Origin of the sequence: Microbacterium sp. zg-Y818, assembly GCF_030246905.1 — a bacterium.
Classification (GTDB): Bacteria; Actinomycetota; Actinomycetes; order Actinomycetales; family Microbacteriaceae; genus Microbacterium.
Window position 1 is genome coordinate 435252 of sequence record NZ_CP126741.1, and the last position, 20145, is coordinate 455396.

Below are 20145 nucleotides of genomic sequence, written 5' to 3' on the forward strand. Positions count from 1 at the left end.
CTACCCTACGGGCGCGGCAACCCGCTCCCAGCGATCTCCCCCGTGCCGTTGTGCGTCGGCGCCTGCAGCTTGCGCGGCATCCAACAGGTGGTCGAGGTCGTAGCCGACCGCCTCGACGCTGGCCCAGCCGATGCTCGCCGACCTCCGCACCGCGACGGGCTCGCCCGGGTCGGGGGTGGCGACCTGGTCGAGCAGGCGCGACAGCAACTGCCGCACGGCCCCCTCGGGGCGCGGCAGCAGCACGACCACGCGGGTCTCGTCCCGCACGTCGACGTCGGCGTCGGGTGGCAGCGTCTCACGGACGTCACGGGCGAAGCGGTCGGCGATGCGGGCGAACTCGGTGGCGCTGAAGGCTTCGCGCAGGTCGCCCGGGTCGTCGAGACGCACGTCCAGCACGCACCACCAGCGATCCCCCACGGCCTCGGCGCGGCGCAGCCGATCCCGGGCGACGGCGCAGAACGGCGTCTCGGCCGCGGTGACCCGGGGAGCAGGTGCGCCCTCGCGGGTGAGCAGCAGCAGGGTGACCGTGGCGGCCTGACCGTAGAGGATCGCCGTCATGGAGTTGAGCTCCCGCATGAGCTGCAGTCCGTCAGTGCCGGGTGCCGGCGCGCCCTGCATGAGCCCCTCGACGATGTAGACGGCCGCCAGCACGATGAAGCCGGCCGAGGCGAGCGCCAGCGGCATGATCTTGTGCCGCTGGCGCGACCCGGCCCGGACGAGCTCGACGAGGGTCAGAGCGGCGACGAGGGCCGCGAGGGCGAACGCGAAGCGGAAGGCCACGCCGAAGCCGCCGGCCGACGCGGCGAGCGGGAGCACGACGCAGAGCACCACCGTGAGCGCCGCGGCCACCCAGGTGTATGTGCGCGGGGCTCCTCGCCAGGTGCGCAGCCCCGTCCAGACGAACATCGTCGAGCCCAGCAGCGCCCCGGCGCACCCGGCACGCAGTGCCAGCGATCCGGTGGCGTCGGCGGCGACCCAGCCGTAGGCGGTGACCATCGCGAGGGTGAAGGAGAAGACCCAGACAGCCCCGGCCTGACTGGGGCGGTGAAGAAAGCCCAGGCCGATCATCACGGCGGCGTTGACCGTGGCCAGGGCGACGAACACCACCCCGATCATCGGATCGATCATTGCAAGGTCCCTTCTTCGTCGTGGGCCTTCAGGCTGACCACGACCGTCGTTCCTCGGCCCAGGGCGCTGGTGAGCTCCAGGCGACCGCCGTGCTCGTGCACGATCTCGCGGGTGATCACCATGCCCAGGCCCGTGCCGGGCATGCCGCTGTCGCGTGCGGTCTGCGCGCGGAAATACGGCTCGTACACGCGGTCGATGTCGGCGGGAGCCATGCCGATGCCGGTGTCGGTGACCGCCAGGCGTATCTCGTCGCCGACGCGCCGCGCGTCTACGCGGATGTGCCCGCCGCGGGGGGTGTACTTCACGGCGTTGCCGACGATGTTGTCGATCACCTGCCGCAGGCGGAACGCATCGCCGGTGACGAGCAGCCCGGGGTCGAGGGCGGCGTCGACGGTGAGCTGGGTGTTCTGCGCCGCCGGCCGGAAAGCATCGATCGAGGCTGTGGTGACCCGTTGCAGATCGACCGTCTGAGCTGCGGGAGGAGCGGGCTTGTAGCTTTCGAGCACCGAGGCGATGAGACGCTCCATGCGCTGACCGGCGTTCTCGACCACAGTCAGCTTCTCTTTGACATCGGCGGGCAGGTCTTCACGGTCCAGCAGCAGGTCGACATGACCGATGATGGCGGTCAGCGGGTTGCGCAACTCGTGCGAGACGACGCTGGTGAGGGTCTTCTTCTCCTGTTGTGCGGCGACCGTGGCCGTCACATCGTGAATGCTGAGAAGCGTCACCTCGGGTTCCCCGGGGGTGGAGTCGACGGCCGACGTCGTGGCATCCAGTGTGTGCCAGTGCCCGGCGGCGTCGAACAGCCAGACCCGGCACGCCTCGAACAGCTCGCCGCGTGCGGCGCGGGCGATCAGGGTCTGATCGGGCGGCAGCGGTTCGCCGCGGTGACCGTCGTACTCCACGGCAGCCGAAGGGTGCGCGTGCGAAACGTTGTCGACGGAGTACAGCCGCTGGTAGGCGTGGTTGGCGTTGCGCACCACGCCGCGCCGATCGACGCGGGCGAGGGCGGTGTCGATCGAGTTGAACAGCGCCATCGCGCGCTTCTCCTGCGCCTCGACGCGCCGCAGGGTGCGGGCGAGCTGGCTGAATTGGCGCTCGAGCAGCCGGCTGAACGCACGCGTGCGGCGGGAACCGGTGGCGATGGTGACGCCGATGAACAGCAGCGCCAAGAGGACCACCACCACGTGGAGTGTGCGCACGGGGGTGATCGCGGTCGACAGGGTGTCGACGGCCAGCAGCACGGCGATTTCGCACAGTGCGGCGACGATCCAGGGGAGGGTGTAGTAGGTGGCGAACCACGCGACGGGGAACACCCAGAGAATCGACAGCTCTCCGTCGCCGGTCGACGCGATGAGCCCGATGGCGACGATGTCGAGGCCCGGCACCAGCGCGACCGCTGCCCGGCCGACCCGGTGCCAGGGCACGACGAGGGTGAGGGCGCTGATCACGACGAGCAGCACCACGCCGACGCCGAACGCGGGTTGCGCGAAGGTCTGGGGGGTGAAGAGCGCGACCACGACCGAGATCGCCGCGACGGCGACGGCGAGCACCATTTGCCACTGCCAGATGGAGCGGGTTCTGGTGTTGTTCCATGTGCTGGGCGCGCTGTCGTTGCGCGGCGGCGCTGAGCGTTGGGGGGCGACCGCCATTCGGTCAGTGTATCCAGACGCTTCGACCACTACCGGTCGCCGGCGCCCTCGGTGTCGTCTGCGTGACCGGCCACAGCGCGGTAGCCGGCGCCGCGCACCGTCTCGATGTACCGCGGCTGCTGCACGCTGTCACCCAGCTTGCGGCGCAGGTTCGTCATGTGCGCCTCGATGGCGCGCACGTCGGCATCGCTGACACGGGCCGGATCGAGGTAGGTCTCGTCGTGCAGGGTCAGCACGAGGTCGGCCTTGCTGCGCACCCGGCGCCCCGACTCGAGAATGGTGGCCAGCAGCTCGAACTCGGTGCGGGTGAGCGTGACGTCTTGGTCGTCGACCGTGACCGTGCGGGTGTCGCGATCGAGCAGGAGTCCGTCCAGACGCACGGTGTCGGGCAGGCCCTTCGGGGCGGATGCCGCGCGCTCGCCGGGGGAGGCAGGCGTCTGTTCCTCGCGCCCGGCGGAGCGGGGCCGGCGCAGCATGGCCAGCAGCCGGGCCCGCAGCTCGCGCGCGCGAAAGGGCTTCGTCACCACGTCGTCGGCACCCACACCGAACCCCATCACGACATCGGCCTCGTCGGTGAGGCCGGTGATGAGCACGATGTAGGTGTCAGAGCCCTGGGCCCGGATGCGGCGGACAGTCTCGAAGCCGTCGACCCCCGGCATGGAGATGTCGATGGTGGTGAGCACGGGGTCGTGGGCCAGCACCGCGGCCAGGCCGTCGGTGCCGTTGTCGGCTGCGCTCACCGTGAATCCCGCGCTGGTGAGGATCTCGACCAGCAGGTTCCGCACGTCGTCGTCATCGTCCATGACCACCGCCCGCGGTGATGTGTTGTTGTGCGCCATGTGTCCCCCTCACCGGCAGGACGGGAGCCGTTGGCGCCCGTCCACGACCGATTGTGCCAGATGGTGGCGACAGAGGTAGGGTGCGGGACGAGTTGGCGCCGCGGGGGCGATGCGCGCGGGTGGGTGACGTGCTCGAAGGCGTAGGTTGCTACGGCCGTCCCATGCCGTGGTAGTCCCAGCCGGCGGCGCGCCAGGCCACCGGATCAAGGCAGTTTCGCCCGTCGATGATCACTCGCCCCGCGACAAGGGATGCCGCGTGTTCGGGCGAGAGCTGCCGGCGGTACTCATCCCACTCGGTGACGACGATCACGGCGTCGGCGCCGCGAAGGGCTTCGTCGCGGTCTTCGACGTAGTTCAGCTGCGGGTGCCGGGCGCGGGCGTTGTCGATCGCTTCGGGGTCGGTGATGGTGACCCAGGCGCCCAGGCCGTGCAGTCGCACGGCGACGTCGAGGGCGGGGGAGTCGCGGATGTCGTCGGAGTGCGGCTTGAACGCCGCGCCCAGCACCGTGACGTTCTTCTTGAACACCGACCCGCCGAGCGCCTGCACGACGAGGTCGACGGCACGGTCGCGGCGGCGCAGGTTGATCGCGTCGACTTCACGTAGGAACGCCACCGACTCACCCCGGCCGAGTTCCTCGGCGCGGGCGGCGAACGCGCGGATGTCCTTGGGCAGGCAGCCACCGCCGAAGCCGATGCCGGCGCCCAGGAACCGGCGGCCGATGCGGGCGTCGTGGCCGATCGCGTCGGCGAGGGTGGTGACGTCGGCGCCGGTGACCTCGGCGATCTCGGCCATCGCGTTGATGAAGCTGATCTTCGTGGCCAGGAACGCGTTGGCGGCGACCTTGACCAGCTCGGCTGTTGCCAGGTCGGTGACGATGAACGGGGTGCCCTTGGCGACCGACGGGTGGTACACCTCGCGGAGCAGGCGGGCGGCGTGCTCGCCGGCCGCACCGGCGGGCACGCCCGCGACCAGGCGGTCAGGATCGATGGTGTCTTGCACCGCGAAGCCTTCGCGCAGGAACTCAGGGTTCCACACCAGCGTCGCCCCCGTCGGGTCGACGCGTTCCGCCAGGGTGGCAGCCGTACCCACCGGCACCGTGGACTTGCCGGCGACGATGTCGCCTTCGCTCAGGTGCGGGATCAGCGCGTCGACGGCCGCGTTGACGTAGGTGAGGTCGGCGGCGTAGCCGTCTTTCTGCTGCGGAGTCCCCACGCCCACGAAGTGCACTGCCGCGCCGCGCGCCTCGGCGATGTCGGTGGTGAACCGCAGCCTTCCGGACGCGATGCCCTCGGTGAGGATCTGTTGCAGACCGGGCTCGAAGAACGGCGCCTCGCCGCGTGACAGGGTCTCGATCTTGCGCTCGTCGACGTCGATGCCGACCACGTCGTGGCCGATTGACGCCATGGCTGCCGCGTGAACAGCGCCGAGGTAACCGCAACCGATGACAGACAGACGCATGGGATTCCTCAAGGGCTCGGTGAGCGGGACCGTCCGGGTGACGGCCCCAGAACGGTTCTCATAGGGGTTCGAACTTTTCGATCGGCTGTTGTGGGATGGCGCCTCGGCCTGTTGCGAGGAATGAGGGCGCCGATTGGCGGCGCATGGTGCGGTGTGGCGCGGCGCTCAGCCCTGCTATCCGGTTGCGCATTGCACAGGATGCCGTTGACCCCCAAACATGTCATAGGCCTCGCGGTAGTTCTCGGTGATCCAGTAGCTGTAGAGCTTTGCCGCCGCGTGGGGGGCGCGCGGGTAGTGCCGGGTACCAGTGGTCTCGGCAGTGTGCTCGGGCTCGTCGAACGACACACGGACAGGTGATTGAGCCGCGAGGTTGTAGACGTCGTCGGGCTTGATCTCGGCCATCAGGGTGACCAGGCCGGCGCCGTCGCTGAGGTCGCCGTAGTACAGGAAGAGCCTTCCCTCGGGGTCGTGCGGATCGAGGTAGAGGTGGTCGATTCGGGACGCGTTGAAGGTCGACGTGCGACGGATGAAGCCGTGCACCTGGTACCGCTTCGACCGCAGCAACTCGGCCAGGTAGGAGCCGCCCTGTCCGGTGATTCCAATGATGAGTTCGCGCTTAGTTAAGGCACTCCCTAGAGTCCGGCCGGTGATCAGCACGATGTAGGTGTCAGAGCCCTGGGCGCGGATGCGGCGGACGGTCTCGAAGCCGTCGACCCCCGGCATGGAGATGTCGATGGTGGTGAGCACGGGGTCGTGGGCCAGCACCGCGGCCAGGCCGTCGGTGCCGTTGTCGGCTGCGCTCACCGTGAATCCCGCGCTGGTGAGGATCTCGACCAGCAGGTTCCGCACGTCGTCGTCGTCGTCCATGACCACCGCCCGCGGCGATGCGTTGATCTGCGCCATGTGTCCCCCTCACCGGCAGAACGGGAGCCCGTGGCGCCCATCCACGACCGATTGTGCCAGATGGCGGCGACAGAGGTACGGTGCGCGTCGAGTCGGTGCCGCGGTTTCATCTCGAGGGCCCGGTGGTCTCCTCCTAAGGGGCTGCGCTCGGCGGCGCATGGCGCAGACGGGAATGGCCCTCCCTAAGTCGGTGCGGAGGCTGCCGACTCGGGCTGGACAACGGGGAAACATTCGAACTTGCTCTGAGTGCCCCTGTGGCGAGACCGTCGCTCGGAGGAGAGGACGGTCACCGCCCACTTGTGCTCGTCCTCTAGCATCCTTCCGACCCGGGGTCCCTCGGGCGGGGGACGTCGTGCTCATTAGGAGAAATGCTGGGATTGGCGGTGTGCGGTAGCGTCGTGCGTTGTGACCCATGAGAAGCTAGCCAAGGGCAGGGACATATCGGTCGACACGCTGAGGGGCCTCGCGATCATCTTCATGGTCGCTGGCCATGTGATCGGAGGCACCTCTGCGTCAGGCATGTTGGTCGATGACGATTCCCCGTGGCGCTATGGGTACGCCCTGTTCAGTGACTTGCGTATGCCACTGTTCACGGCGCTGTCAGGGTTCGTTTATGGGCTGCGACCGCTGCGGGACATCGATCAGTATGGCCGCTTCGTGCGGGGCAAAATGCGCAGGCTCATGGTGCCGCTCGTTAGCGTCGGAACGATATTCGTGATTCTCCAGTCACTGACCCCTGGGACCAACGCCGAGGGCGGCGTTGAAGACGGTTGGAAGCTCTACGTTTACGGCCTCGGCCACTTCTGGTTCCTGCAGGCAATCCTCCTGATCTTCTTGCTCGCGGGTATGCTCGATGCCCTGGGCGTACTCAGGACCCCGTGGCGAGTGGTCCTGGCTATCGCGCTCGCGTCCGCCCTGTTCCTCGCAGTGCAGGTCCCGGACGAGTGGGACTTCTTCTCGCTGACTGGAGCGCTTCGACTTCTTCCCTTCTTCCTCCTGGGCTATGGAGTCTCTCGGTACTGGGACCGCGGGAGCGTGCGTTGGGGAATGCTCGCCGTTGCCGTCTTGCTTATCTGCCTCCGTGCTGCTGATGTGGCCGGTGCCATCGCGCTAAACCCTGCGCTCTCCGATGTTCTTTCCTTGGGGCTCGGCGTATCGGGAATCAGCGCCCTCTTCATGTTCCGAGACACGCTTAGCTGGGCTCCTCTCGCGCGCCTCGGTTACTTCTCGTTCGCGATCTACCTATTTCATGTGTTCGGCACTGCCCCCACGCGAATGGCGCTTGCCCGTGTCGGCGTCGAATCCGAGCCCGTTGTCTTTGTGGCATGTCTCGTCGCTGGGCTCGCGCTTCCTATCCTGTTCGAAATGACCTTCGGCCGCGTCCGGTGGATCAGTTGGGCGTTCCTGGGGCAACGGGCCTATCACGGCATCCCTGCGCCTCGGGATGCCGTTTTAGAGTCGCGCGCCAATCCTTCGTGAGCATTGCCCGGGTGCGGGCCTCGTAATTGCTTGCGACCCGTGTAGCGAGTCGCTAGGTGCTGTCCGACACGATCGTCATGCCGTCGTGTTGGAGGAAAAGAACCCTGATGGAAGGAGTCTTGCTGGACCGGTTCGTCCAAGCAGCGAACTGCGGGATTAGTTGGCTGTGCGCTCACAGTGAGGAGGGCAATAACATCCGGAACGTGGACCCCCCCCCCTTTGGATGCTCGTCGGGGCGCTAACGACCGGCGCGGCTTTCCTCGCGATGATCTTCGGGCCGTGGCCTATCCACCCGGAACTGCTGTGATCGTCAGCCCTGCTTTGCGCCGTGTTCTTTTCTGAGTACGTTCACCTGTACCTGGCTCGGTACCGTTGCGCGAGTCGCGGCGAGAAGTAGCCCAAACCGCGCCGAGTAGAAGGCCGATCGCCAGGCTTCCCCCGCTGCCGGAGTCGTTGGGGAATGGTGCGTAGATGAGGGATACGAGGACGCCCACGGATGTTGCAGCAAAGGCGCGGCCGATTCGACCGCCGAACAGGAGGCCTCTGACTGTCGGCGCGATGAACGCAACCCCCAGGATGAGAACCGCGCCGATGATACCGGTCTTCAGCGGTACCCACAGCCAGTAGTTGTGTGCATAGTACATACCGCTGGTTGCGGTGAACGACCCTGTGGGACCAAACCCTGGCCGGTACGCATACCCGAACCCGTTGCCCAAGATGGGCGACTGAGCGATCCCAGCCGTCGCGTACATGTTCTCCACGAAGCGCGCTCGGGCGGATGAATCTAGTGCGAGGGCGTCTCCGGCGATACCCCCAAGCACGCGCCCCTCGAACCCCGCCCAGGTTGACGCGATCAGATCCGCGCCGGGGAGACCGGCTGTGACGATCAGCGCGCCGACAACGCTTGCCGCCATGGCGACCGTAGCGAGGCTTATAGCGCCCCGGAGCGCTGCGGCGGAGCGTGCCACGAGTAGGGCGACGATTGCGGCGACACCTATGGCTAGGAAGCTGTTGCGTGAGAACCCGGCCGCGACGATCAGTGCGGCCGGCATCAGGAACGGTGTCACATCTCGAAGGCGCGCGACACCCATCATGACCATCGCGACGGTCACGCACACGGCGATGACCGCAAGTTCTGATGCGGACGTGAGGTACCGCGTTGCGGCCGAGTCGTCAGGCGCCCCACTGCCGACTAGCCAGAGCCCCGCAGATCCGGCACGACCCGCAAGCGGCAACCCAAATGTCCATCCAGCGAGGGTGAACGCGGCCGAGATCCACAGGCTGACCTTGATCGTTTTCAGCATCGGCTCCCCGAACCGAGACCCGTAGACGCCGCCAACCACCAAGCCCATGAGGGCGACGGTGATCGTGCCGCGAATGTCCGCAATTATCCCGCTCGACGGGTAACCCATTGCGTAGCCCGCTACACCCCAGACGGCGGCGACACCGACCAGAACGCCCGCGAATGCTTTGATCTTCGGGGGCGGACGCAGCGCGAACAGCGCCCAGGCTGCGGCGAAGATCAGGAACGGTTCGAATAGCCGTATGGTGATCGGCCCCACGTTGATGTCGTACGGGACAAACGCAGGCCAGGCGGTGAGCCCTAGCAGAATCACCGCACCGACCGAGATTGCCGGCCACCGTATCAACACGGCGAGCGCCGCAACCCCGACCAGTGCGATAAGTACGGGGGTTGGCCCGGTGAACAGTGCGGCCACTAGTGCGGCAGCGGCTAGCCCGCCAATCCAGACCATCACCAGAGCATAACCCAGCTACTCGCCGCCTCCGTTTTCGTCGAACCGGCTGAGAGCCCGTGCGCCCGTGCACATCATCTAGTCTCGTCATGGTGATCTGAGCGGAGCACGGGCTCGATGCCGGATAAGCAGGGGAAAGAGATGGACAGCTTGATGTGGGGCGAAATCAACCCGAAGGCAAAGAGTGGGAATCGACGCACAGCCAGCATCGAGTTGCCCGGTGAGGCGCACGAGTTGTGGTTTGAGTTCGTGGATGGCCCCGCTCCAACCGGCCCTGATCGGGCGGACCCTTTCCTAATCGCGACGCTACTGCTGTGGATGGAGCGCGGGGTCAATGTTCACGTAAGGGGGACTGTGTCCAGCCGCCTACTCAGCAACCTGGACGAGTTGCAGGATATTTGGCACAGCTGGCGTCCGGAGAAGTACTCCGTTGTTCAGATCAGTGCAGACCAGGTCATCGGCGACGAGGCCGCAACCAGTGCTATGGGGGCCTTGCTTGCCTTTTCGGGAGGGCTCGATGCCCAATACAGTTTACTCAGACACCGTCACGGCGAAGCGAGACACCGTACGAGCGTCATCGCCGCGGCGCTTCTTGTACATGGATTCGATGTACCACTGTCGCAGACGGCGACCTTCGACGGCGTCTCACAGCGTGCGGCTCGCGTCCTCTCGCCTCTCGGTATTCCTTTAGCCCGCGTGCGTTCAAATTTCCGCGAGATCCCGATGCTGTGGCAGGACGCTCACGGTTTGGGAATAGCCGCCGCGCTCCATCTCTTTTCCGAGAGTTACTCAGTCGGCCTTATTGCTAGCGGCAAGTCGTACGCGGACCTGGAGCTGCCCTGGGGCTCAAGTCCGGTCACGGACCCGCTCCTCTCCTCCAGCAGGATGGAGATCCGCAACGATGGGTCGGGAGCTACGAGAACTGAGAAAGCCATGCTGGCCGTCCGTCACCCTGAGGCCGTTCGGGAACTGCGAGTCTGTTGGGAAGGATCGCGGCTGGACCGCAACTGTGGGGCATGCGAAAAATGTGCCCGCACATACTGGAATTTGCGAGTAGCGGGCGCGGATCACCCGTCCTGCTTCGACGATCTGCGGGTCAGAGCGTCGAAGGTGTTGACCGGGCCGCGAGGAATCGTTGAGTGGCAGGACATCCTCGAAAAGGCCCGGCAGACGGGCAATAAAGCAGCCTTCGAGTATGCCCGTGTCGTGGTTCTTCATAACAAGTTGCGGCGCTTTGTTCGCGCAATAACCCCACTGAGGGTCGTGCTCGACGCGATTCGGGGGCGCTAATTTCTTGAATACCTCGGTCGGTGGCGCAGCTCGGTCCGGTGGGCGCGTCACGCTTCTGATGCAGGGGGCACGCCTCCTCCTGTCGACCGCTAGCTTGGCGATCCTAAGTCGGTTAGTCTCTCCCGAGAGCTTCGGCTTGATCGCGGCTGTAATGGCGATTGTGGGTATTGGGGATGTCTTGCGGGACATGGGGTTGTCTACCGCCTCAATCCAGGCGAGGGAGATCACTCGGCAGCAGCGCTCCAATCTTTTCTGGATAAACACCGCCTTCGGCATAGGTTTCGCCGTCTTCTGCCTGGGTTCAGCTCCGCTGCTTGGCTTGCTGATTGGAGACGACGCCGTAGTGGGAGTGGTCGGCGTCATGTCGGTCGTCTATGTCCTGAACGGGTTGCAGACGCAAGCGCAAGCCGATCTGACGCGATCCTACAAGTTCTTGGCGTTATCTGGCTCCGAGTTGATAGCTTTCGCGCTCGGTTTAGCAGTCGCGATCTACACAGCCTTCCTCGGTTGGGAGTACTGGGCCCTTGTCTGCCAATACGTGGTGCAGGCAGCGGCCCTTTGCGCCTTCCGAATGTCCCTCGTGCAGTGGCTGCCTATGAAGCCTCGCCGTAATTCCGGCATGCGGCCGCTGCTTCGCTTCGGCCTATACACCACTCTCGTTCAGGTGGTGGCTTACGCAGGAAACAACGCTCATAACCTGATCATCGGGCGCGCGTTCGGCGTTGACGCCTTGGGCTATTTCGCGCGGGCCTACCAGGTGTATATGGTTCCGACCCTCCAGATAATGAATCCCCTGTCGGCTGTGGCATATTCCACCCTGTCGCGCCTTCAGGATCGGCTTGAAGCTTTCCGTCGGTCGATTCTCCAGTTGTCGCTGCTGCTCGGCTACCCAATCGCTCTAATCTGCGTGGTGATAGCGGGTACCGCCGACGCCGTCGTCGAGATACTGCTCGGCGACGGATGGGATGAGTCGGTGGATATCCTTCGGGTCCTGTCCATCGGGGGATCAGTGCTGGGTCTGAACCGGGCTGTCACGTGGGCGTTCACAGCTCTGGGGCGAACGCGCGAGTATTTCCACACCATGCTTCTCACAAGAAGCGTCCTCCTCGGGTCGATGCTCCTCGGGCTTCACCTGGGCGGACTCTCGGGAGTTGCGTGGGGGTTCGCTGCCGGGACGCTGAGCTTTCTGCCGCTTAATGCCCTCGCTCTCTCGCGCTATCTTGACTACCTCAGAGACTATTCATTTGTGTGCGTCCGGGTGCTGGCTTTGAGTGCGGTAGTTGGAGGTGCGGTCCTAGGCGTGGTTCACTTCCTGGGCGGCCTCGAAACGAGCGCATGGCTGGTGTTGGCGGCGGCTTTCGGTGCTGCCGCAGTGAGCGGTGCGGCATCGTTGCTATTGAAGCCTTACCGCGACGACTTCGCTGCGATACTCTCGGCACTTCGGAGCTGAGACGAGCGCTCTTCCTGCCGACCGCGATCGAGCGGCCCAAAGGAGACTGCTAGGGTAGCCTCACGTGCGCCAGTGCAGGCGAGGCATCTTGGCGTTTTTTTTGTGGGTGGTGGACGATGGCGGAGAGCGAATTGGTCGTGGGTCGTCTGCGTGCAAACGCGCCCACACTTTACGCGACGACCTACCCACCGCACATGATGCAATTCGGTGGTGCCGCCTGGGTTGACCAGAAGGTCATCGGGTCAGCGCGACCGCCTGTTGAAGTGTTCCCGGTGTGCGAAGTGGATAACCCCGTCGGGGTGCCGTTGGAGCTTCGCGGCCGGCGGGGCCTCCAGACTTCAACCCTTCTTCGAATGGTCCTGCGCGGGGAGCCGTACATAGTAGCGAAGTTTCGCGGTTCCCATGCCTGGCGAAGCCGCGGGGAGGCCTTACGCCGGGCGGCGGCGGGAAAAGTTCTCGTGACCAGCCAATGGCCAGCTTTATTGCTGGCTACGGATGCAGGCCTGAAGCCGCGACTTCATCTCGCCCACAACGTGGACTTCCAGCTGTCCGTGAACCATGACCCCATGCTCTTCCGCGTGATGCGCAACCCGCAACGTACGCGAGGGTTCGAACTGAAGCTGCTGCGGGCCGCAGCCTCCGTCGTGGCCCTGTCAGCAACCGACGCCGATTGGATCGCGGCCGAGGGAATTGGCGCTGTCTCCCGCTCGTTGGCACCGCAGCCCGTAGCGGGAGTGCAAGAAGTACGAGGGGCTATCGGCTTTCTAGGGAAGGTGTCCTGGCCGCCCAATCGTATTGCGCTGGAGGTCCTCCTGCGGGAGGTGATGCCCGACATCGCGTCGAACTTGGCGGACCCTCCGGAGCTGGTACTCGCAGGGCGCGGGAGCGAGGCCTTCAGGTCGGCGCGCGTCTCGGGGTTGGGTGCGATTGACAATCTCGATCGGTTTTATGAACGCGTCGACCTGGTTGTTATCCCCCGCCTCGGGCAAGCCACCGGCATCTCCGTGAAAATGCTGGAGGCGGTCGAGAGGGGGATCCCCGTGGTCGCACCACGGCAGCTGATAGCTGACGCTGGCTTATCTCATACCTACATAGCGGCGGATAGCCCCGCTGAAATGGCTCGCGCGATAGTCGACTATTACAGTGGTAAGGAGCATGAAAAGTTGGGGTCCACTCCGTTCATACCCCCTATGAACCTCCGCGAACTGATCGATCAAGCATCGTGATGCGGGAATTCGGCGGCCTGCTCAGCAATCACAAAGGATTGATACGGAGTGACGAGGAGTTCGACAGCCTCGCCCTTGGCCACCGCTGGCGCGTCCAGACAGTCAACCTCCACCATTTGGCTTTGGCGAAGCGGGACGCGCGGTTCAAATCCAGCATTCTTGAGGCTGACTGGATCACCGCGGATGGGTGGCCAGTCGTGAGCTTTCTCCGCGCACACGGAAGGAACGTTGAGCGTGTTACCGGCTCTGCGTGGCTGCTGCGAGCGCTCAACGACGGCCGGATGAAGCGATTGCGTGTCGGGCTCCTGGGCGGGAGCGCGGGTGCGGGCGACGGCCTACAGCGATTCGGCCTAGATCTCATATGGCGAGACCACCGCGACAAGGCCGACTGGACATCGGCAGGGATTGCAGAGAGCCTTAACGCGGCGCGCGTCGAGGTGCTCCTCGTTGCCGTGACACCGCCCCACGGTGACCTTATCGGGGCGGACATCTCGGCAGCCGGATTCAACGGTTCGATCATCGCAGTGGGCGGCGGCGTAGATATGGCCGTCGGGATACAGCGGCGGTCGCCGCAGTTGATACAGGATCTGCATCTTGAGTGGTTCTTCCGGTTTGTCAACGCTCCGCGGCGTTTAGGCAAGCGGTACTTCGTGCATTGTCTGCCCTTTTTCGTCACTGATCTCGTGCCAGTCATCCTCCGCGCAAAGTGCCGGCGGAACCTCACGGGCGGGTTGGGAAGGCCATGATCAAGCGACCAATAACACTTTCATCGGGTCGGGGCGTGGCCCAACCCTCCGATCCCGACGCGATGCACATACGGCGGGTGGCGGAGAGCGTCCATAGTGGCATTTCGAACGCCCTAGCTGGGGCGAGCAGCGTCGCTCTCCTCGATTTTCCGTCTCACATGAATGTGGGCGACAGCATGATCTGGGCGGGCGAAAGAACGGCGCTTCGGCAGCTCGGTGTTCGGGTCCGTTACGTGGCCGACATTGCCAGGTACGACCGGGTCGCGCTGGAAAGGGCCCATCCGGAAGGGCCCATCCTCCTGCATGGGGGCGGCAACTTTGGTGACCTCTGGCCGGAATTTCAGTCATTCCGCCTTCGGGTCTTGGCGGACTTTCCTGACCGCGACGTGGTGCAGCTCCCGCAGTCGATTCTCTTCGAGGATGAGAAGATGGGTCGTACAACTAACGACGCGATCCGCCAACATGGTCGATTCACACTCATGTGTCGAGACCACGACTCCATGGAACGTGCCCGGCGGTTCCTCCCTCAGGCATCGGCTGTCTTCGTTCCGGACGCCGCGGTTTGTTGGGAACCGGCCTCGCGTGCGAAGCCTGGGGGAAAGCCCGTCGTCCTTCTCAGACGAGACCACGAAGCGCAACAGGGGATGGGTGACGTGGAATCCGCCTGTCGAATCCTGTTCCAGGACGCGCAGTATGTTGACTGGGGCCTGAAGGGGTTCGCCAAGCTCGCATGGAAGACAATCCGGATACCCGGGAGACTGGCGAAGAAGTGGCCTTCGATTGGCCGTGTCGCCGTAGGGCGTAAGATGCTGATGTTTTCGTATGAGGCTATGGCTCGTCTCAACCTCCGCGCGGGCAGGGACTTATTCGATGGAGCCTCCTTCATCGTCACCGATCGCCTGCACGCGCATGTGCTGGCCACGCTGCTTCGCGTGCCGCACCTTGTGGTGGACAACTCTTATGGAAAGGTGTCTGCTGTGGCGGGCGGCACCACGTTAACTGCTACGGTCGCCGAGTTCGCGGGCACCTCGGAGGCCGCCGTCAGGGCACTGCATGAGCGGCCGGCTTTCCCGATGGTGAGTTCACAATGAGACGCGCGCGAGAAGTCATGCTGATTGATGCGCCGGAGTTAGACTCCCGCGCCTGGGAGGCGCGTCACCGGGCAGGTGAGGTACCGAGCGTGTGGCCATACGGCCTTGACGGCATCGCCCGGCACCACCCAACCCGACTCTGGCGCCCCGGGCAGAGGTACCCCTATGGTCGAATGTCGGGGGATGCCGCGTGCGACCGTCTGGCGCTGGGGATTGCTTGGCATGAACGGACCTCCATCAGACGGCTACTGTTACGCCGCAGCGTTCCTTTCGCATGCGGGGTCATATGGCTCACTGACGAGTACGAAGAGCTCCGCCTGCTTAAACGTGTGTTGTATCGCTCGGCCCTGAGGCGTGCCCAGTTTCTTTGGGTGCTCAGCCGCGCCCAGCTCGGCCCGCTGCGGTCGATCGTCGGTAAAGACGTTCCGATTCATCACCTGTGTTTTGGGATCGACACCGATTTCTTCGATCCGTCGCTGTCGGCGGCGGAGCCGCCTATTGAGCCCGTGGTTCTTAGTCTTGGCAATGATCGAGACCGCGATATTCCCACCCTCCTTGAGGCCTTTGCGCAAATAAGGCGTGCCGTGCCTGCGGCGCGCATGGTTCTTCAGACCTCCAGAGTAGATGTGGCTCGAGGCCACGCTGGAGTCACCTGCGTCACGCAGGTCAGCCACAGCGATCTTCGCGATCTGTACAAGCAGTGTTCGTTGGTGATGATCGCGACTAGGCCGAATCTTCACGTCTCCGGTATGACGGCGATCCTGGAAGCAGCGGCAATGGAATGCCCAGTCGTGATCACCACTTCCCCCGGTATGGAGGACTATCTCCCAGAGAGTGTTACGGGTGTCCCCGGCGCCGACAACGTCACGCAGCTGGCAGAGCTTGCAGTTCGCTTGCTCCTGGAACCCGAGCGGGCGCGTATGGTCGGCGCGAAATCGAGGCAGTGGGTCGTCGAGAACCGCACGACCGTTCGGATGGCGGACGAGTTGTCGTCCCTTATCGAGAGGGCGCGAGAGGCTTGACCGAGGCTGATGAGTTGGTGGCGTTAATCGTTAACTACAACTCGAGTGACGACCTTCTTGACTGCGTGGCCAGCATGGCTGGATCGTCTGTGGATAGGGTGCTGATTCTAGACAATGCGTCTGTCGGCTCCGAGTTAGACAAGCTGAGTGTACTGCGCGGAGACCCAAGGTTCCACGTCTTACGTTCAGAACGAAACACTGGTTTCGGCGCCGGAGTCAATGCGCTGGTGGAGGCCCTCGATGAGCTTACGCACGCCGGGTGCGACCCATACCTGTGGATAGTCAACCCCGATTGCGTTAACGCACCTCGAGCCGCGGAACTTCTTCGTGGGGCTCTGGACGCGGGAGAGGCAGACGTCGTCTTTCCGATTATTTCCGACGGCACCGGCGAACGGGTGTGGTTCGCGGGTGGTGCAGTCGATTGGAAGCGAGGCCAGACGACTCATCGTTTCTTCGACGAGCCTCTGAGGAATGTGCCGGTCGATCGTGTGACGAGCATGTTCGTTTGCGGTGCCAACTTTATGGTCCGGCGGTCCGCCTGGGAGAGGGTGGGCAAGTATGATGAGTCCCTTTTCCTTTACTGGGAGGACGCTGATTGGTCAGAAAGAGCCCTTCGTGCTGGCCTTCGGCTATCGCTAGTACCGACAGCTCTTGCGATGCACGCTCAGGGCGGGTCCTCGGGGGGAAAGACTAGCCCGACGTACTACTACTACGCACATCGCAATCGCCTCGTTCTTGGCGAGCGTTACGGAGCGAATCGCTGGTCGACTGCCTTCGGGTTCGGACTGGTAGAGACGGTACGGCTTCTTCTCAGGCCGCTTGCCCATGGGCAGTGGCGCTCCGCGCGGGCTAGCGTCGCGGGGTTGCTAGCTGGGCTCCGACTTCAATCCGGCCAGCGGGGAGGTTAGCCGCAACTAGTTGCTTTTGCCTGAACCTTGTCTGCCGCAGCGTAGCTCTTGGGGTCGCCAGGCATGCATGAAGGACGCGATTTCGGCCGAGCGGCCCAATCGGGGAGTGAGCGAGCGTCAGGAACGTTCTGGACCAGCCGCGGCTCTGTTTTGGGCGCACCTTCTCAGCGGGTGGGCCGGGTAACAGAGCCATAAGTGCAAGTTGATTCGCCCCGGGTGAATCTGAATAGGCCTGACTTTCGTTTGAGCCACCCCGGCATGTCCGGAGACTAGATTCCTTGGAAGGATCTGTCTCATGGGACGTCCCAGCAAGTACCCGCGCGGGCTTCGCGAGCGCGCTGTCCGAGCGGTCGCCGAGGTGCGATCTGACTATCCGAGCGAGTATCAGGCGATGACCGCGGTCGCGGGGATGCTCGGCATCGGCTCGCCCGAGACGATCCGAACCTGGATCCGCCGGAAGCAGGTCGATGCCGGTGACCGGCTTGGTGTCACTGCCGACGCCGCGGTCGAGATCAAGCGCCTCGAGCGTGAGTACGCCGAGCTGCGGCAGGCGAACGAGATCTTGAAGGCGGCTTCGGCTTTCTCCGCGGCCGAACTCGACCGGCCACACAAGCGACGGTCGCCTTCATCGACGAGCAAAAGGACCGCCGCGATGGTGGGCTGCGGTGGGGTGTCGAGTCGATCTGCGCGGTGCTAAGTCAGCACGACGCGACGATCGCCCCATCGAGCTACTACGACGCCAGGGGACGTGGCCCGTCACCGCGGGCACTGTCGGATGAACGGTGCAAGCAGATCGTCTTGGCGATGTGGCAGAAGCAGCGGAAGGTGCTCGGCGGCCGCAAGCTCTGGCTCCGGTTGCGTCGCGACGGGCACGACATCGCCCGGTGCACGGTTGAACGTCTCATGGGAGACTTCGGCATCGCCGGCGTCGTCCGCGGGAAGCGGAAGCGTCCGGTCGATGCGGCTCCGCGGGAGACCAGGCCGACTGACCTCGTCGACCGGCAATTGGCCCGGTTCCGCACGAACCAGCTCTGGGTCGCTTACTTCACGTACGTCTGGACGTGGTCGGGGTGGGTCTATGTCGCGTTCGTGTTCGACGCGCACTCCCGCCGCATCATCGGCTGGCGCGCCGCCACCTCGATGACCACACCGCTGGTGCTGGACAGCCTGGACATGGCGCTCTGGACCCGCAGACGCGAGGGCGTCGTCGGCTTCGCCGGGCTCACGCACCACAGCGATGCCGGGTCCGTCTATACGTCGATTGCGTTCACTGACCGGCTCGTAGACGAGGGCATCGACCCCTCGGTCGGGTCCGTCGGCGACCCCTACGACAACTCCCTCGCGGAGTCGCAGATCGGGCTCTACAAGTCCGAACTCATCCACCACGAGGGCCCGTGGCGAGACGTCGATCGGGTCGAGGCCGCGACCGCGGCCTGGGTCCACTGGTTCAGCACCGAGCGCACCCACGGGGCGATCGATGACCTCACCCCCGTCGAGCTCGAGCAGCTCGACGGGGCTCGCACCAAACCGCTCGAACGAGCGGGTCGACACCAGCAAAACGCTCTCCGGACATGCCGGGGTGACTCAGACTTAAGCTAATACGCGGTTTCACCCGGGGCTAAGGCCGCTTTAGCCGTCCTGGCGAGGATGCTGAAGTCGGTCAGTAGGGACCAGTTCTCCACGTACGCCAGGTCTAGCCTCACGCTATCCTCCCACGACAGGGACGACCTACCACTAACCTGCCACAGACCAGTGATCCCTGGCTTTGCGAGGAACCGCCGGTGCACGTGGTCTGCATACTGATCGACCTCGGCTGGGAGAGAAGGCCGGGGGCCGACGAGCGACATCGACCCACCGATGACGTTGATCAACTGCGGCAGTTCATCGACGCTGTACCTGCGCATGACGCGGCCGACGCGGGTAACCCGCGGGTCCTTTCGCATCTTGAAGAGAACGTCGTTGCCCGCGTCGCGCGAGTGACGGTCCAGTTCAGGGAGGATCTGCTCGGCATGCGCCACCATCGTGCGGAACTTGAGCATGGTGAAGGTCTCACCGCGGTAACCGACCCGCACCTGGCGGAACAGGATCGGGCCGGGTGACGAGAACTTGACGCACATCGCCAAAATAAACAGTACGGGCGAGATGGCGATGAGGCCGACGGTTGCCACGATCAGATCCATGAGCCGCTTTGACAGCCTCTGACCTCGCGTGAATCGGGGGGTTTCGACGTGGATGAGGGGGAGCCCAGCTACAGGGCGCGTGTGAATTCGCGGCCCGGCGATGTCGGTGATGCTGGGGGCCAGTACCAGGTGCTGCCGCCCGGCCTCGAGGCCCCACGAGATCTGCTTCACCTTGTCCGGCGGCAGATCGTCGGTGCTCGTGACGATGACGGTGTCTGCCCCGGACGCGACGATCGCAGCCTCGACAGCGTCGACAGTCCCCACCGCTGGCACGCCGATCTCTCGCGCGACGGACGGGTTGGGCTCCGACGGCACGCACACGCCGACGACCACGTACCCCGCCCTGGGCGCGCGAAGCAGCTCACGGGCGGTCTGGGCGACGGATCGCTCGGAGCCGACGAGCAGCACGCGCGCGCTGTACTTTCCCCCTGAGCGCTGCGCGAGCAGCCACTGGCGCCACAGCCACCGGACGAACACCAGAACGAGGATTCCCAGCGGAAGGCTGAGCAGGAGGAAACCGCGGGCGACGTCGATCCGTGAAAGGAAAGCAACGATCGCGATGGCGCCGAAAAGCGAGAAACTCGCGCGGCCCACTCTCGCGTACTCGGTCGGCCCGGTGCCGATGATTCGGTGGTCACGCGTATCAAACAGGGTCAGCGCCCACATCCACAGGGCGATCAACCCGGCGGAGAACGCCCAGTAAGAAAACTCACTGATGCGGCTGTCTTCCCGCATCGTGACCTCGGCGTTGCCCAGACCGAACCAGGCGATCTGTGTGCCGTAGACCACCCAGATCAGCACGAGCAGATCGGTCAGTGCGAGCCTGCGTGCGTAGCGGCGACGCCAGTCATCCCGCAGTGGGGGAGTCGACCGCGGCGCGCCATCGCGTTCCGAGGTGTCGACCGCGGGCCTGTCCGCGGGGCTCCGGTCAGTCCCGGGGGTCGCGAGCCGTTCGTTCGTCACACCGTTCCTCTCGCGCGTCTGGCCCCAGCGTCGTTCCCATCGAAAAGCTATCAGG

The 20145-nt window shown here is 64.7% G+C and carries 15 protein-coding genes and 2 pseudogenes; 9 read left to right on the forward strand and 8 right to left on the reverse strand.

From position 1 onward, the window contains the following. From QNO21_RS01930 to QNO21_RS01955, 6 genes and pseudogenes are all read right to left on the reverse strand, one after another. Positions 1–1128, reverse strand: coding sequence for a hypothetical protein (locus QNO21_RS01930; RefSeq protein ID WP_257519711.1), 1128 nt, complete (start codon positions 1126–1128; stop codon positions 1–3). Continuing rightward, complete coding sequence (locus QNO21_RS01935) at positions 1125–2780, reverse strand: sensor histidine kinase (RefSeq protein ID WP_257513497.1); 1656 nt, start codon at positions 2778–2780, stop codon at positions 1125–1127. The genes QNO21_RS01930 and QNO21_RS01935 overlap by 4 nt, the downstream gene beginning before the upstream one ends. Positions 2781–2809: 29 nt before the next feature. Then, positions 2810–3619 carry a response regulator transcription factor gene (locus QNO21_RS01940; RefSeq protein WP_257519710.1) on the reverse strand — a complete coding sequence of 270 codons (810 nt, stop codon included), beginning with the start codon at positions 3617–3619 and terminating at the stop codon, positions 2810–2812. Between the two features lie 148 nt (positions 3620–3767). Next, complete coding sequence (locus QNO21_RS01945; protein ID WP_257519709.1) at positions 3768–5078, reverse strand: UDP-glucose dehydrogenase family protein; 1311 nt, start codon at positions 5076–5078, stop codon at positions 3768–3770. Between the two features lie 152 nt (positions 5079–5230). Beyond that, positions 5231–5729, reverse strand: a pseudogene (locus QNO21_RS01950) (GDP-mannose 4,6-dehydratase); the annotation flags it as partial. Next, a pseudogene (locus tag QNO21_RS01955) lies at positions 5727–5981 on the reverse strand (response regulator transcription factor); the annotation flags it as partial. The pseudogenes QNO21_RS01955 and QNO21_RS01950, both read right to left, overlap by 3 nt. 405 nt (positions 5982–6386) lie before the next feature. Between QNO21_RS01955 and QNO21_RS01960 the strand changes: the two are divergent. Next, entirely contained in the window at positions 6387–7460 is a 1074-nt protein-coding gene (locus QNO21_RS01960) for an acyltransferase family protein (RefSeq protein WP_257519708.1), read from the forward strand. Between the two features lie 284 nt (positions 7461–7744). On the opposite strand, the gene QNO21_RS01965 is transcribed toward QNO21_RS01960, so the two are convergent. Then, positions 7745–9214, reverse strand: coding sequence for an O-antigen ligase family protein (locus QNO21_RS01965; RefSeq protein ID WP_257519707.1), 1470 nt, complete (start codon positions 9212–9214; stop codon positions 7745–7747). Positions 9215–9331: 117 nt separating this feature from the next. On the opposite strand from QNO21_RS01965, the gene QNO21_RS01970 reads away from it, so the two are divergent. From QNO21_RS01970 to QNO21_RS02000, 8 genes are all read left to right on the forward strand, one after another. Beyond that, entirely contained in the window at positions 9332–10504 is a 1173-nt protein-coding gene (locus QNO21_RS01970; RefSeq protein ID WP_257519706.1) for a hypothetical protein, read from the forward strand. A gap of 58 nt (positions 10505–10562) precedes the next feature. Beyond that, the gene (locus QNO21_RS01975; protein WP_257519705.1) at positions 10563–11954 is read left to right on the forward strand and encodes a lipopolysaccharide biosynthesis protein; all 1392 of its coding nucleotides are present in this window, start codon (positions 10563–10565) and stop codon (positions 11952–11954) included. 194 nt (positions 11955–12148) lie between these two features. After that, positions 12149–13180, forward strand: a complete 1032-nt coding sequence (locus QNO21_RS01980) for a glycosyltransferase family 4 protein (RefSeq protein ID WP_257519704.1) — start codon at positions 12149–12151, stop codon at positions 13178–13180. Then, positions 13180–13926: a WecB/TagA/CpsF family glycosyltransferase gene (locus QNO21_RS01985; RefSeq protein ID WP_257519703.1), complete on the forward strand. Its 747-nt coding sequence runs from the start codon at positions 13180–13182 to the stop codon at positions 13924–13926. Before QNO21_RS01980 ends, QNO21_RS01985 begins: the two co-directional genes overlap by 1 nt. Positions 13927–13961: 35 nt before the next feature. Beyond that, positions 13962–15017, forward strand: a complete 1056-nt coding sequence (locus QNO21_RS01990; RefSeq protein ID WP_257519702.1) for a polysaccharide pyruvyl transferase family protein — start codon at positions 13962–13964, stop codon at positions 15015–15017. Positions 15018–15388: 371 nt separating this feature from the next. Then, positions 15389–16039: a glycosyltransferase family 4 protein gene (locus QNO21_RS01995; protein WP_257519701.1), complete on the forward strand. Its 651-nt coding sequence runs from the start codon at positions 15389–15391 to the stop codon at positions 16037–16039. A gap of 17 nt (positions 16040–16056) precedes the next feature. Then, a complete protein-coding gene (locus tag QNO21_RS15385) occupies positions 16057–16947 on the forward strand; it encodes a glycosyltransferase family 2 protein (protein WP_350338835.1) in 891 nt (296 codons plus the stop codon). Between the two features lie 295 nt (positions 16948–17242). After that, positions 17243–18546, forward strand: a protein-coding gene (locus QNO21_RS02000; protein ID WP_257519700.1) for an IS3 family transposase whose coding sequence is annotated in 2 segments (ribosomal slippage) — positions 17243–17525 and positions 17525–18546 — 1305 coding nt in all. Because the reading frame shifts where the segments join, the coding sequence is not laid out codon by codon here. Here QNO21_RS02000 and QNO21_RS02005 read toward each other — a convergent pair. Beyond that, a complete protein-coding gene (locus QNO21_RS02005) occupies positions 18543–20090 on the reverse strand; it encodes a sugar transferase (RefSeq protein WP_257519699.1) in 1548 nt (515 codons plus the stop codon). The two genes, QNO21_RS02000 and QNO21_RS02005, sit on opposite strands and share 4 nt — an antisense overlap. Between the last annotated feature and the right edge of the window lie 55 nt (positions 20091–20145).